At 45.9% G+C, this 14,440-nt stretch carries 14 protein-coding genes and 3 rRNA genes; all 17 read left to right on the top strand.

The window, feature by feature from the left end:
• The first annotated feature begins 90 nt into the window (after positions 1 to 90).
• The 17 genes from dnaX to yabA all read left to right on the top strand — a co-directional run bounded on the left by dnaX (position 91) and on the right by yabA (position 14,294).
• The gene (dnaX, locus tag HLI_RS11250; RefSeq protein ID WP_128525044.1) at positions 91 to 1,812 is read left to right on the top strand and encodes a DNA polymerase III subunit gamma/tau; all 1,722 of its coding nucleotides are present in this window, start codon (positions 91 to 93) and stop codon (positions 1,810 to 1,812) included.
• A gap of 28 nt (positions 1,813 to 1,840) precedes the next feature.
• A complete protein-coding gene (locus HLI_RS11245) occupies positions 1,841 to 2,158 on the top strand; it encodes a YbaB/EbfC family nucleoid-associated protein (protein WP_128525043.1) in 318 nt (105 codons plus the stop codon).
• Positions 2,159 to 2,169: 11 nt separating this feature from the next.
• Complete coding sequence (recR, locus tag HLI_RS11240; RefSeq protein ID WP_128525042.1) at positions 2,170 to 2,766, top strand: recombination mediator RecR; 597 nt, start codon at positions 2,170 to 2,172, stop codon at positions 2,764 to 2,766.
• A gap of 14 nt (positions 2,767 to 2,780) precedes the next feature.
• On the top strand, positions 2,781 to 2,996 hold the full coding sequence (locus tag HLI_RS11235) for a YaaL family protein (protein WP_128525041.1): 216 nt from the start codon (positions 2,781 to 2,783) through the stop codon (positions 2,994 to 2,996).
• Positions 2,997 to 3,068: 72 nt separating this feature from the next.
• Entirely contained in the window at positions 3,069 to 3,332 is a 264-nt protein-coding gene (locus HLI_RS11230) for a pro-sigmaK processing inhibitor BofA family protein (RefSeq protein WP_128525040.1), read from the top strand.
• Complete coding sequence (locus HLI_RS11225) at positions 3,320 to 3,580, top strand: hypothetical protein (protein ID WP_128525039.1); 261 nt, start codon at positions 3,320 to 3,322, stop codon at positions 3,578 to 3,580. The genes HLI_RS11230 and HLI_RS11225 overlap by 13 nt, the downstream gene beginning before the upstream one ends.
• A gap of 189 nt (positions 3,581 to 3,769) precedes the next feature.
• Positions 3,770 to 5,336 (top strand): 16S ribosomal RNA (locus HLI_RS11220).
• A gap of 179 nt (positions 5,337 to 5,515) precedes the next feature.
• A 23S ribosomal RNA gene (locus HLI_RS11215) occupies positions 5,516 to 8,431 on the top strand.
• Positions 8,432 to 8,519: 88 nt separating this feature from the next.
• A 5S ribosomal RNA gene (gene rrf, locus HLI_RS11210) occupies positions 8,520 to 8,633 on the top strand.
• Together the 16S, 23S and 5S rRNA genes form the textbook arrangement of a ribosomal RNA operon.
• Before the next feature lie 207 nt (positions 8,634 to 8,840).
• On the top strand, positions 8,841 to 9,023 hold the full coding sequence (locus tag HLI_RS11205) for a sigma factor G inhibitor Gin (protein ID WP_128525038.1): 183 nt from the start codon (positions 8,841 to 8,843) through the stop codon (positions 9,021 to 9,023).
• Positions 9,024 to 9,180: 157 nt separating this feature from the next.
• A complete protein-coding gene (locus HLI_RS11200) occupies positions 9,181 to 10,623 on the top strand; it encodes an aminotransferase class I/II-fold pyridoxal phosphate-dependent enzyme (protein WP_241655832.1) in 1,443 nt (480 codons plus the stop codon).
• Positions 10,620 to 11,249: a dTMP kinase gene (gene tmk / locus HLI_RS11195; protein ID WP_128525037.1), complete on the top strand. Its 630-nt coding sequence runs from the start codon at positions 10,620 to 10,622 to the stop codon at positions 11,247 to 11,249. The genes HLI_RS11200 and tmk overlap by 4 nt, the downstream gene beginning before the upstream one ends.
• 54 nt (positions 11,250 to 11,303) lie before the next feature.
• Positions 11,304 to 11,633, top strand: a complete 330-nt coding sequence (locus HLI_RS11190; RefSeq protein WP_128525036.1) for a cyclic-di-AMP receptor — start codon at positions 11,304 to 11,306, stop codon at positions 11,631 to 11,633.
• 18 nt (positions 11,634 to 11,651) lie between these two features.
• Positions 11,652 to 12,092: a YaaR family protein gene (locus HLI_RS11185; RefSeq protein WP_128525035.1), complete on the top strand. Its 441-nt coding sequence runs from the start codon at positions 11,652 to 11,654 to the stop codon at positions 12,090 to 12,092.
• A 13-nt stretch (positions 12,093 to 12,105) separates the two neighbouring features.
• A complete protein-coding gene (gene holB, locus HLI_RS11180; protein ID WP_128525034.1) occupies positions 12,106 to 13,092 on the top strand; it encodes a DNA polymerase III subunit delta' in 987 nt (328 codons plus the stop codon).
• A 7-nt stretch (positions 13,093 to 13,099) separates the two neighbouring features.
• The gene (locus HLI_RS11175) at positions 13,100 to 13,927 is read left to right on the top strand and encodes a PSP1 domain-containing protein (protein WP_128525033.1); all 828 of its coding nucleotides are present in this window, start codon (positions 13,100 to 13,102) and stop codon (positions 13,925 to 13,927) included.
• A gap of 16 nt (positions 13,928 to 13,943) precedes the next feature.
• On the top strand, positions 13,944 to 14,294 hold the full coding sequence (yabA, locus tag HLI_RS11170) for a DNA replication initiation control protein YabA (protein WP_128525032.1): 351 nt from the start codon (positions 13,944 to 13,946) through the stop codon (positions 14,292 to 14,294).
• The last annotated feature ends 146 nt before the right edge of the window (positions 14,295 to 14,440 follow it).

Below are 14,440 nucleotides of genomic sequence, written 5' to 3'. Positions count from 1 at the left end.
TAACGGCTCTTTTCTATTATTCCTGAAGGTTCACATCACAACCTCTTATCAGGTATAATGGAATGGAGACTAAAAAGGGAGAACGGTTTTATGAGCTATCAAGCTTTATATCGTGTTTGGCGCCCGAGGAACTTTGAGGGTGTCGTCGGACAAACGCATATTACACGTACACTGCAAAATGCGATTGAACAGGATAAATTTTCCCATGCTTACTTATTCTCAGGACCACGAGGGACTGGGAAAACGAGTGCTGCGAAGATTTTTGCTAAAACCGTAAACTGCGAACGTTCCCCTGCGAAGGAACCGTGTAATGAGTGTGATGCTTGTATCGGAATCCAAGATGGTTCGATTTCAGATGTCATTGAAATTGATGCGGCTTCTAACAATGGTGTTGAGCAAATTCGTGAGATACGAGATAAAGTGAAATATGCACCAAGCGCGGTACCTTATAAAGTATATATCATTGATGAAGTTCACATGCTTTCAATGGGAGCTTTCAATGCCTTACTTAAAACACTGGAAGAACCACCTAAACATGTCATTTTCATCTTAGCTACCACAGAACCTCATAAGATCCCGCTTACGATTATTTCAAGGTGCCAACGTTTTGATTTCAAAAGAATCTCTCAAAAATCAATGATTGAACGGATGGAGAAAATAACCTCCGTGGAAGGGATTGCGATTTCAAGAGAGGCGCTGGAAATTGTTGCGCTGACAGCTGAAGGCGGAATGCGTGATGCATTGAGTTTGTTGGATCAAGCTATTTCTTATAGTGAAGAAGAAGTGACCATTGACGATGTTCTGGCTGTAACCGGCTCAGTATCACAAGCAAAGTTGACCAGCGTCGTACAAGCTCTGTTTCAACAAGAGGCAAAGACCGCTTTAGAAGCGGTGGATGTGTTGATCCAACAGGGGAAAGATCCAGGGCGGTTCGTGTTTGATTTGATTTATTACCTAAGAGATTTGCTGCTGTTTCAAAGTGCACCGGATCTGGAGCATAATTTGGAACGGGCCCTTCCGGACGAAGCATTCCGGTCCCTTGCTGCCGAATTGTCGCCAGGATGGATTCAACAGGCCATTCGGGAGTTGAACCGGTGTCAGCAGGAAATGAAATGGACGACCAGCCCGAAAGTCTTCATAGAAATTGCTATGCTTAACATGGTAGAGGTTCAGGGTCTTCCGGCTAAAGGCCAACCTGTTGAATCGGAAGCTGTTGAACAATTATCCAGAAAAATCGATGAACTGGAGAAGGAGTTGACGGCCCTGAAGGAAAGAGGTCAGGAAACTCAAACTTCTCCTCAACCGAAACAAAAACGCGCCCCTGCAAAATCCGGAAGAAAAGGGTATAATGTTCCGTATGAACGAATCAGGCAAGTATTGAATGAAGCTTCCAAAGAAGAAATTAAAAATGTACAAAATCGTTGGGCTGATTATATGGAGGCATTAAAGCAAAGCAATGCGCCTGCTCATGCTACCCTGTTGAACAGTAAGCCAAGAGCTGCTTCTCCTAAAGCGCTTGTTTTGGCTTTCCGTTATGATATCCACTGCTCTTTAGCATTGGAACATCAAAAGACGATCGAACCCTTGCTCACCGAATTCATAGGGAAACCATTGACCATCATTCCGATTCCGGAACCTAATTGGCAGGAAATCAGAGAAGAATATGTGCGCAAACAAAAGACTTCCCCGGATGAGGAAAATCAAGAGGATGGGGAAGAGGTCTCCTCATCTCAACAGTCCAATGAAGAAGATCCGGTGATTTCAGAAGCGCGTAAACTCGTCGGAGATGATTTGATAGAAGTGCAAGAATAATTTACTTATTTTAAAGGAGGAATGCTCCATGAAAGGTGGAGGAAACATGAACAATATGATGAAACAAATGCAAAAAATGCAAAAGAAAATGATGAAGGCTCAAGAAGAGCTTTATGAAATGAGCTTCGAATCTTCCGCTGGTGGCGGAATGGTGAAAGTGACAGCCAATGGCAAAAAGGAAATTACAGACGTTGCTATCTCTGAAGAGGTTGTAGATCCAGACGACGTGGAAATGCTGCAGGATCTAATCATTACAGCAACCAATGATGTATTGAAACAAGTAGACGACAAAACGAATGATACTATGGGACAATTCACGAAAGGTATGCCTGGAGGAATGTTCTAGGAGGAATTTTCATGTATTACCCGGAACCAATATCAAAACTGATTGACAGTTTTACGAAACTGCCAGGAATCGGTCCAAAGACGGCTGTGCGCCTGGCTTTTTTCGTGTTAGAAATGGAAGAAGATGACGTACTTGATTTTGCCAAATCGTTAGTGAGTGCAAAAAGAGAGCTGACACACTGCTCGACATGTGGGCATATCACTGATCAGGACCCATGTTCTATTTGCCAGGATGAATCTAGAGATCAAACCCTGATTTGTGTAGTCCAAGATCCAAAAGACGTCATTGCAATGGAAAAGATGAAAGAATTCAGCGGGAAGTACCATGTTCTTCATGGAGCGATCTCCCCTATGGATGGTATCGGTCCTGAGGATATCAATGTTTCCAGCCTGATCAACCGTTTGAAGGATGAAGGGGTGGAAGAATTGATTCTTGCAACTAACCCTAATATTGAAGGGGAAGCGACTGCAATGTACATTTCACGCCTTGTTAAACCTTCAGGCATTCGTATGACAAGGATCGCCCATGGTTTACCGGTGGGGGGAGACTTAGAATACGCAGATGAAGTGACCTTATCCAAAGCTTTGGAAGGCCGCCGAGAACTTTAAAGAGGGTGGTTGGATTGCTCGGTAGAAAAAAAGGGATCAAGAAAGAGATGGATAAAGAACTTCTTATGAATATAAAGAAGATGAAGTACGAATGGGAAACCTTGAACGCGATTATTGAACAAAGCATCGAGCCGAGTGAAGAAGGTTTGAAAGATTTAGCCCTCGTGAAAGCGAAATACTTCTATCTATTAAGAGAAGCAAGATTCAGAGAAATTAATGCACTATCCTAACTCTTGTGTTAAACCCTTGTCCATGGACATATACTGTTTTTAGAAACAGTTTTCATGGACAGGGGGTTTTTTATGGATCCGGTTCTTGTCATTCTTTTACTGGGTTTAGCGATACCATTTTTATTAATCATCGGTTTGCCATCCAAACCACTCAAGTTTGTAGGACAAGTGATGACACGGGTGATTGTTGCTGTCATTCTATTGTTTTTCGTTAATCTGTTTGGTGCACAATTCGGTCTTCATGTTCCAATCAACGGATTCACTGCAGCTGTCTCAGCTGTTCTAGGAGTACCGGGTGTTTTGTCACTCACAGCGATTCATTTATGGATCATCTAAAAGACGGGGCTGAGCCTCGTCTTTTTAGTTTTTCAGGAAATAATAAAATACAAACCTTTGCAGCTTTTGTTTTCAACCCCATTGCTGTAAAAGGGATTCCGCGACAAGTGGATGAAAGAATACAATCTTTCAATCTATTTAGTAATACAATTTTTTATAAAAAAGTATTGCAACGTATGAATAGCCATGGTATATTATTACTTGTCGCATTAAGAGAGGCGGCGAGCCGCAAACGGCTGACAAAATAATTCATGAAAAGTTGTTGACGATAACGACTAGACATGGTATATTAGTTAAGTCGCTGTTTTGAAGCGGCGCGCAACATTTTGATCTTTGAAAACTGAACGAACCAACCAGTACGTCAAGATATTTCTTCTTATAAAGAAGAGAATTGAAACAAGCACATTCGCTGTGCAAATGAGCAAGTCAAACTAACTTTTATGGAGAGTTTGATCCTGGCTCAGGACGAACGCTGGCGGCGTGCCTAATACATGCAAGTCGAGCGCGGGAAGCGAGTGGATCCCCTTCGGGGGTGAAGCTCGTGGAACGAGCGGCGGACGGGTGAGTAACACGTGGGCAACCTACCTGTAAGATCGGAATAACCCCGGGAAACCGGGGCTAATGCCGGGTAATACTTTTCTTCGCATGAAGGAAAGTTGAAAGATGGCCTCTGGCTATCACTTACAGATGGGCCCGCGGCGCATTAGCTAGTTGGTGAGGTAACGGCTCACCAAGGCAACGATGCGTAGCCGACCTGAGAGGGTGATCGGCCACACTGGGACTGAGACACGGCCCAGACTCCTACGGGAGGCAGCAGTAGGGAATCTTCCGCAATGGACGAAAGTCTGACGGAGCAACGCCGCGTGAACGATGAAGGTCTTCGGATCGTAAAGTTCTGTTGTTAGGGAAGAACAAGTGCCGTGCGAATAGAGCGGCACCTTGACGGTACCTAACGAGGAAGCCCCGGCTAACTACGTGCCAGCAGCCGCGGTAATACGTAGGGGGCAAGCGTTGTCCGGAATTATTGGGCGTAAAGCGCGCGCAGGCGGTTCCTTAAGTCTGATGTGAAAGCCCACGGCTCAACCGTGGAGGGTCATTGGAAACTGGGGAACTTGAGGACAGAAGAGGAGAGTGGAATTCCACGTGTAGCGGTGAAATGCGTAGATATGTGGAGGAACACCAGTGGCGAAGGCGACTCTCTGGTCTGTTTCTGACGCTGAGGTGCGAAAGCGTGGGTAGCAAACAGGATTAGATACCCTGGTAGTCCACGCCGTAAACGATGAGTGCTAGGTGTTAGGGGGCTTCCACCCCTTAGTGCTGAAGTTAACGCATTAAGCACTCCGCCTGGGGAGTACGGCCGCAAGGCTGAAACTCAAAGGAATTGACGGGGGCCCGCACAAGCGGTGGAGCATGTGGTTTAATTCGAAGCAACGCGAAGAACCTTACCAGGTCTTGACATCCTTGGACCACCCTAGAGATAGGGTTTTCCCTTCGGGGACCAAGTGACAGGTGGTGCATGGTTGTCGTCAGCTCGTGTCGTGAGATGTTGGGTTAAGTCCCGCAACGAGCGCAACCCCTAATCTTAGTTGCCAGCATTCAGTTGGGCACTCTAAGGTGACTGCCGGTGACAAACCGGAGGAAGGCGGGGATGACGTCAAATCATCATGCCCCTTATGACCTGGGCTACACACGTGCTACAATGGATGGTACAAAGGGCAGCGAAGCCGCGAGGTGTAGCAAATCCCATAAAACCATTCTCAGTTCGGATTGTAGGCTGCAACTCGCCTACATGAAGCCGGAATCGCTAGTAATCGCGGATCAGCATGCCGCGGTGAATACGTTCCCGGGCCTTGTACACACCGCCCGTCACACCACGAGAGTTGGCAACACCCGAAGTCGGTGAGGTAACCTTTTTGGAGCCAGCCGCCGAAGGTGGGGCCAATGATTGGGGTGAAGTCGTAACAAGGTAGCCGTATCGGAAGGTGCGGCTGGATCACCTCCTTTCTAAGGATTTAGAACGGAAGCGTACTTGGTTGGTTGTTCAGTTTTGAGAGATCAAACGATCTTTCAATCTGTGAACCTTGAAAACTGGATAAGGAATCAATAGTAGTCATCTAACGATGACGCTAGTGATGACAAGACATCAAACATCGAAATTGTAATCAACGTCTTTTCACGAAGATAGTTAAGTGAATAAGGGCGCACGGTGGATGCCTTGGTACTAGGAGTCGATGAAGGACGGGACTAACACCGATATGCTCCGGCGAGCCGTAAGTAGGCTTTGACCCGGAGATTTCCGAATGGGGAAACCCACTGTTCGTAATGGAACAGTATCCTATACTGAATACATAGGTATAGGAAGGCACACCCGGGGAACTGAAACATCTAAGTACCCGGAGGAAGAGAAAGCAAATGCGATTTCCCGAGTAGCGGCGAGCGAAACGGAATCAGCCCAAACCAGAAAGCTTGCTTTCTGGGGTTGTAGGACACTCCATCGGAGTTACCAAGGAGGAAGATAGACGAATCGGCCTGGAAAGGCCAGCCAGAGCAGGTAACAGCCCTGTAGTCGAAATCTTTCTCCCTCCGGAGTGGATCCTGAGTACGGCGGAACACGAGAAATTCCGTCGGAATCCGGGAGGACCATCTCCCAAGGCTAAATACTTCCTAGTAACCGATAGTGAACCAGTACCGTGAGGGAAAGGTGAAAAGCACCCCGGAAGGGGAGTGAAAGAGAACCTGAAACCGTGTGCCTACAAGTAGTCGGAGCCCGTTAATGGGTGACGGCGTGCCTTTTGTAGAATGAACCGGCGAGTTACGACCGTATGCGAGGTTAAGCAGCAGAAGCGGAGCCGCAGCGAAAGCGAGTCTGAATAGGGCGAGTGAGTATGCGGTCGTAGACCCGAAACCGTGTGATCTACCCATGTCCAGGGTGAAGGTCAGGTAACACTGACTGGAGGCCCGAACCCACGTAAGTTGAAAATTACGGGGATGAGGTGTGGGTAGGGGTGAAATGCCAATCGAACACGGAGATAGCTGGTTCTCTCCGAAATAGCTTTAGGGCTAGCCTCAGAATAGAAAGTCTTGGAGGTAGAGCACTGATTGGACGAGGGGCCCCTATCGGGTTACCGAATTCAGTCAAACTCCGAATGCCAACGACTTTGTTCTGGGAGTCAGACCGTGGGTGATAAGGTTCATGGTCGAGAGGGAAACAGCCCAGACCGCCAGCTAAGGTCCCAAAGTGTGTGTTAAGTGGAAAAGGATGTGGAGTTGCTTAGACAACCAGGATGTTGGCTTAGAAGCAGCCATCATTGAAAGAGTGCGTAATAGCTCACTGGTCGAGTGACTCTGCGCCGAAAATGTACCGGGGCTAAACACACCACCGAAGCTGCGGATTGATCTTACGATCAGTGGTAGGAGAGCGTTCTAAGGGCCGTGAAGTCAGACCGTAAGGACTGGTGGAGCGCTTAGAAGTGAGAATGCCGGTATGAGTAGCGAAAAAAGAGTGAGAATCTCTTTCACCGAATGCCTAAGGTTTCCTGAGGAAGGCTCGTCCTCTCAGGGTTAGTCGGGACCTAAGCCGAGGCCGAAAGGCGTAGGCGATGGACAACAGGTTGATATTCCTGTACCACCTCCTTTCCGTTTGAACGACGGGGGGACGCAGGAGGATAAGGAGAGCGCGCCATTGGATGAGCGCGTCCAAGCAGTGAGACGGTCGGATAGGCAAATCCGTCCGGCAACGTCAAGCTGTGATGGGGAGGGAAATTTAGTACCGAAGCTCCTGAGTTCACACTGCCAAGAAAATCCTCTAGTGAGGAAAGAGGTGCCCGTACCGCAAACCGACACAGGTAGGCGAGGAGAGGATCCTAAGGTGAGCGGGAGAACTCTCGTTAAGGAACTCGGCAAAATGACCCCGTAACTTCGGGAGAAGGGGTGCTCCTCTGCCGAGGAGCCGCAGTGAAAAGGCCCAAGCGACTGTTTACCAAAAACACAGGTCTCTGCGAAGCCGTAAGGCGAAGTATAGGGGCTGACACCTGCCCGGTGCTGGAAGGTTAAGGGGATGCGTTAGCGTATGCGAAGCGTTGAACCGAAGCCCCAGTAAACGGCGGCCGTAACTATAACGGTCCTAAGGTAGCGAAATTCCTTGTCGGGTAAGTTCCGACCCGCACGAAAGGTGCAACGACTTGGGCACTGTCTCAACGAGAGACCCGGTGAAATTATACTATGTGTGAAGATGCACATTACCCGCGACAGGACGGAAAGACCCCGTGGAGCTTTACTGTAGCCTGATATTGAATGTTGGTACAGCTTGTACAGGATAGGTAGGAGCCTTGGAAGCCGGAGCGCTAGCTTCGGTGGAGGCGCTGGTGGGATACTACCCTGGCTGTACGGACATTCTAACCCAGGACCGTGATCCGGTCCGGAGACAGTGTCAGGTGGGCAGTTTGACTGGGGCGGTCGCCTCCCAAAGAGTAACGGAGGCGCCCAAAGGTTCCCTCAGAATGGTTGGAAATCATTCGCAGAGTGTAAAGGCACAAGGGAGCTTGACTGCGAGACCTACAAGTCGAGCAGGGACGAAAGTCGGGCTTAGTGATCCGGCGGTACCGCATGGAAGGGCCGTCGCTCAACGGATAAAAGCTACCCCGGGGATAACAGGCTTATCTCCCCCAAGAGTCCACATCGACGGGGAGGTTTGGCACCTCGATGTCGGCTCATCGCATCCTGGGGCTGTAGTCGGTCCCAAGGGTTGGGCTGTTCGCCCATTAAAGCGGTACGCGAGCTGGGTTCAGAACGTCGTGAGACAGTTCGGTCCCTATCCGTCGTGGGCGTTGGAAATTTGAAAGGAGCTGTCCTTAGTACGAGAGGACCGGGATGGACACACCGCTGGTGTACCAGTTGTTCCGCCAGGAGCATCGCTGGGTAGCTACGTGTGGTCGGGATAAGTGCTGAAAGCATCTAAGCATGAAGCCCACCTTGAGATGAGATTTCCCTTTGCTTTAAGCAAATAAGATCCCTCAGAGACGATGAGGTTGATAGGTCCGAGGTGGAAGCGTGGTGACACGTGGAGCTGACGGATACTAATGGATCGATGACTTATCTATAGAGATTTCGTTCGTGAAAAGTCGATGTGCATTCGATGATGATGTTTCCTTATCCAGTTTTGAGGGTTCACCTCAAACTTTATATTGATGTGGTGGTGAAGGCGAAGAGGTCACACCTGTTCCCATGCCGAACACAGCAGTTAAGCTCTTCAGCGCCGATGGTAGTCGGGTCGATCCCCGTGAGAGTAGGACGCCGCCACGTCATTATTAACCCCTTCAGGAATTTCCTGAAGGGGTTTTCTGTGTGGAATGCCCATCAACCCAGCAGATATTCAACTGTCGATGACTTACTCTCTGAATTTTCCTCCATAAACTTTCTTTTCATATGTATAAGGTTGATAGATTGGGAGATACTATTAGTAAATCTAGTAAAGTTCGCTAGAAAGTAATAGTAAAGGAGGGGATCGTAATGAGTAGAAAAGATCAGTGCAGCATTTGTTCCAGAGAAACGGAAGAGGGCATTTATTTGTTAAGAGTTTATATTTGTGAAGCTTGTGAGGCAGAAATGATTGGTACTCCTGCCGATGACCCAAGGTATGAATATTTCGTCAAACGGATGGCCAAAGCTCACAAATCTATGATTCCTTCTTAAAGTAGCGTAGCAGCTATGATTGAATGCCACTTCATCCCGGTCTGGGGTGAAGTGTTTTTTCTATAATGGATGATTCTCTCTTATCCATTATCTGGTGAAGACCGCCACTTGTGTTGCTTGTGTCATTCTTTTTATGTACGCTTGAGGGTGGAAGAAGGTGTTTGAAGTGACTTACAGCCGTGCGCCTTTATATGAGGCACTCAGTGAAAATATAAAGGGAGACCCTATTTCATTCCACGTCCCAGGTCATAAATATGGAAAGGTATTCTCGAACAATGCAAAATCAAGTTTCCACTCCATTCTTGAATTAGATGGAACAGAAATTGGACGGTTAGATGATTTGCATGCGCCAGAAGGTGTGATCAAAGAGTCTCAGGATCTGGCCAGTAGCTATTTTGAAAGTGATGAAACTTTTTTCCTTGTGAATGGATCAACCGCTGGGAATTTAGCGATGGTTTTATCGGTATGTAAACCTGGGGAGAAGATTATCATCCAAAGAAACTGTCATAAATCTGTGATGAATGGTATAGAATTGGCCGGTGCCCGCCCGATATTTCTATCTCCCCTCTATGAAGAGGAAACTAAGCGATATAGCAAGGTCTCTCGGGATAGTGTGAAAAGAGCTTTAGAGGAACACCCTGATAGTAAAGGAGTTTTGTTGACTTATCCTGACTACTTTGGGCGTGCCTATGAATTGAATGAAATAGCTGATCTCGTTCATGCTCATAAATTGCCCTTGTTAATTGATGAGGCACATGGTGTCCACTTTCATTTAGATGGATCCTTTCCCACCTCCGCTATGGCTGCTGGCGCAGATGTTGTTGTCCAATCTGCTCATAAAATGGCCCCGGCGATGACAATGGCCTCCTATTTGCATGTGAAAGGGGATCGGGTCAATATCAACTTGATCCGTCACTACTTACAGGTGGTCCAATCCAGCAGTCCATCCTATCCTTTAATGGCAAGTCTCGACTTGGCAAGAGCTTTTATGGAAGGATGGGGGGAAGCGGAGAGACTTACACTTTTTTCATTTATTGAAGAAGTAAGAAAGGCGTTCGGTTCTTTTACCTCAACATGGAGATTGCTTCCTATCGGGAAATACGACGACCCTTTGAAATTGACGCTGGAAGTAGATGAAGTTTCTGGGTTTGAATTATCGCGTTTTTTAGAGGAAGTACAAGTTGTCCCTGAATTGGCTACTTCTCATCAGGTACTGTTAATCCTTGGGCTGGAACCGAGTTTTGATCGTAAAGAGTTGGAACGCCGTCTCGATTCCGTTGATTCGCGATTAAAAAACACTTCAAACAATGCTACAATAAGAGAAGTTAATATATCGTTTCCAGAAATTCAAACATTAGAAATGGGTTACGCAGATATGCAAAGGATGAAGGATGTACAGATGGGATGGTCACAGGCTGTGGGATGCATAGCTGCTGAGGCCATCATTCCGTATCCTCCGGGAATCCCTTTGCTTATGAAAGGAGAACGCATTTCAAAAATACATTATGAACATGTTTTGTCGCTTATAGATCAGGGCGCGCGTTTTCAAAATGTAAACATTGAACAAGGGTTACGAGTGTTTAAAGGAGAATGTTTGTGAAGGGTTTGTTTGTAACGTTTGAGGGTGGCGAAGGGGCAGGTAAATCAACCATGCTTCGTGAGCTAGGGGAAGAACTGAGAGCAGAAGGATATCCTGTGCTGGAGACACGAGAGCCTGGAGGTATCCGGATTGCTGAAAAAATCCGTGAAGTCATCTTAAATCCCTCTCATATGGAAATGGATGGACGTACAGAGGCTTTACTTTATGCAGCTGCACGCAGGCAGCATCTGGTGGAAAAAGTGGTTCCAGCGTTAGAAGAGGGCAAAATAGTGCTATGTGATCGTTTCATCGATTCCAGTCTGGCTTATCAAGGAGTGGCCCGTGGATTAGGTTTAGATGAAGTTCATCAAATCAACGATTTTGCTATTGAGAATTCTATGCCTGACCTCACACTTCTGTTCAATATTAAGCCGGAAGATGGATTGGCCAGAATAACTGCTAACAAGGGCAGGGAGCAGAATCGCCTGGATCTGGAACATATAGGATTTCATGAAAAGGTTTATGAAGCCTATCAAAAGCTTGCTTCACAGTATTCTGAGCGAATACGTATCATAGAAGCAGGACAGTCTTTTGAAAGCGTAAAGAAGGATGCTTTACAAGTTTTGCATACTTACTTGTCATCATAGGTTCCTTCCTTTTGTTATAATAGGATAAAACACCCAATAGGAGGGTATGTTCGAATGAAAATGATCATTGCAGTCGTTCAGGATAAGGATAGCAACCGTTTGACGGAAGCGTTATCGGAAAATGATTTCAAAACGACAAAACTTTCTACCACAGGTGGTTTTCTAAGGGAAGGCAATACCACATTCATGATTGGTTGTGACGATGATGAGGTCGATGACGCACTTGATATAATAAAAAAGAACTGCAGTCAGAGAGAACAAATGGTAGCTCCAATATCACCGATGGGTGGAAATGCAGATTCATACATCCCAAAACCGGTGAAAGTGGAAGTCGGTGGCGCTACGGTCTTCATCCTGCCCGTCGATTCCTTTTTTCAGTTTTAATTAAGGAAGGATTCACCTATGAAGATAAGTCAGGAAATGCGTACACAAATAGATGGTGCACAAAAACAGGCTTCCCGGCAAATGCAAGGGAAGCCGAACTTTGATGCCATGGTTCAATCTCAGACCCGTCAACTTCAAGAGACGCAGTTGAACCAATTAATGAAGAGCATTACTACACAAGGAGAACGAGTCGCTCGTTTTCGCTCTTTTCGTGATTTAGCAAAATATAAACGGTTGATCAGAGATTTTGTTAAGGAATCTGTGCAATATGGAATGAATCTAAAGCACTCACACAGTTGGAACCAACATGGGCAAACACGAAAATTGACCATCGTCGAATCCGTAGATGAAAAATTGGCTGAATTGACAGAGGCCGTCATGGACCAGGAAAGCCGATCGGTGGATTTGCTCGGTCTCATAGGAGAAATCAAAGGGCTGCTCATCAATTTATATACGTAAGGACGGAATGAGTATGCAGACATGGACAGAACTGAAACAAATCCAGCCACTGGCTGCCCAAATGTTGATGAACAGTTTTATGAAAGACCGGATTTCCCATGCCTATCTATTTCAAGGGAACCGTGGCACAGGAAAAAGAGAGATGAGCATTCTTTTTGCCAAAAGTATCTTTTGCAAAAATAGAGATGGGGGCAGTCCTTGTCAAAATTGCCGTGACTGCCATCGCATCGATTCGGGTAACCATCCGGATCTTCATTGGATTGAACCTGATGGACAATCCATAAAAAAAGATCAAATTCTGCACTTACAAAAAGAATTCACATATACAGGGCTTGAGTCCAATAAAAAAGTTTACATTATCGTAGACGCAGAAAAAATGACCGTCAATGCTTCCAATCGCTTATTGAAATTTTTAGAAGAACCAAGTCAACAGACGACGGCAATGCTATTGACGGAAAGTGGGCCAGCGATATTGGATACCATCCGTTCTCGCTGTCAGCTTCTCGCTTTTCAACCATTGAACCCAGTACGGGTCGAAGAAAAATTAATAGAAGAAGGGGTATCGGCATCAAATGCCAAACTCCTGGCTTCTTTGACGAACAATTTGACAGACGCACTTGCCATGAATGAAGATGAGTGGTTTGCGAATGTGCGAAAATTAGTGATACAATTAATTGAAGTGCTTCAAAATAAACCAAATGAAGGACTTTTGTTTATCAATCATCAGTGGATGCCTCATTTTAAGGAACGCACCCAGTTGCAACGTGGTCTCGACGTGTTGATGCTTTGGTTCCAAGATGTAATTAATCATTATTTGGACCGGGAAGAGCACATCATATTCACAACAGAGAGAGAGAAGCTGAGCCAAGCCTCCATGAGATGGTCACGTCAATCAGCTGCACGCTGTTTATCCAATATTCTTGAGGCGAAACGAAAGATAAATCAAAATGCCCATCCTAATTTAGTGATGGAACAACTTACCCTTCAACTACAGAGGTGATGATCGAATGATCGAAGTTGTAGGTGTCCGATTTAAACAGGCAGGTAAGATATATTATTTTGATCCAGGCGGACTGAAAATGACTACAGAAGACTATGTCATCTTAGAGACCGTTCGCGGGATCGAATTCGGAAAAGTTGTCATTGCTAATAAATCCATAGATGAAGAAGACGTTGTTTTACCTCTTAAGAAAGTCATCCGATTAGCAGATGATAAAGATAAAGTAACGGTGGATGAAAACAAAGACAACGCTCTGGAAGCTTACCGGGTTTGCGAAAAGAAAATTCGCGAACATAAGTTGGACATGAATCTTGTTGATGTTGAATATACGTTTGATCGTAATAAAGTCATATTCTATTTTACGGCAGATGGCCGGGTAGATTTCCGTACCCTTGTTAAAGATTTAGCTTCTGTATTCAAGACCCGGATCGAGCTTCGGCAAATCGGAGTGCGGGATGAAGCGAAAATGCTGGGTGGAATCGGTCCATGTGGCCGAATGCTTTGTTGCTCAACTTTTTTAGGTGATTTCGAACCTGTTTCTATAAAAATGGCCAAAGATCAGAACTTATCCTTGAATCCAGCGAAAATTTCTGGTTTGTGTGGTCGACTGATGTGTTGTCTCAAGTACGAGAATGATGATTATGAAAGTGCGAAAAAAGAGCTTCCTGACCTAGGTGAAAGCATTGCGACTTCCTTCGGTAAAGGAAAGGTTGTCGGTCTTAATATGCTGGAACGTATGGTCCAGGTTGAATTCCGCGATAAAGAACGGGTCCTTGAATACTCTTTACAAGAGTTGATCGACGAAGGAGTCCTTCAAACAGAAGCCTCAGAATAAAAGGGTGGAGTCAAGCGTGAAGAAGAAAGCCATATTTGAACAAGTATCATATTTTGAAAGTCAAATCGGAGAGCTCTATGAACAGCTTGGCGATTTGAAGAAGCAGCTTGCTTATTTGTTGGAGGAAAACCAGCATTTATCGCTTGAAAATCATCATTTGCGACAACGATTAGAGAAAGAAAATGAGAAAGCGCAAACTTCCTCACATACAGATTCTAAGCAGGACAAAGGTGCTGTGGTTGGTGAAGGATACGATAACCTTGCCAGACTCTATGAAGAAGGCTTTCATATTTGTAATTTGCATTTTGGCAGTCCTAGAGATGAAGATTGTTTGTTTTGCTTGTCTTTCTTGAATAAAAAGAAATAATCCCAGGTCCAAGCCTTTCCTTGCTCGTCCGAGGAAGGGCTCTCTTTATATCTAAGTGCTATTGGCAAAAAGCTTCTGGACAGAACGATTTTTCAAAGACTCGATTTCGAGACTGTCGTGAAGACTCTAGGGGCTGCGGGGAACAA

It is taken from the genome of Halobacillus litoralis (assembly GCF_004101865.1).
In the GTDB taxonomy this organism is placed as follows: Bacteria; Bacillota; Bacilli; order Bacillales; family Halobacillaceae; genus Halobacillus; species Halobacillus litoralis_A.
This window is presented reverse-complemented; position numbering and strand designations above follow the sequence as displayed.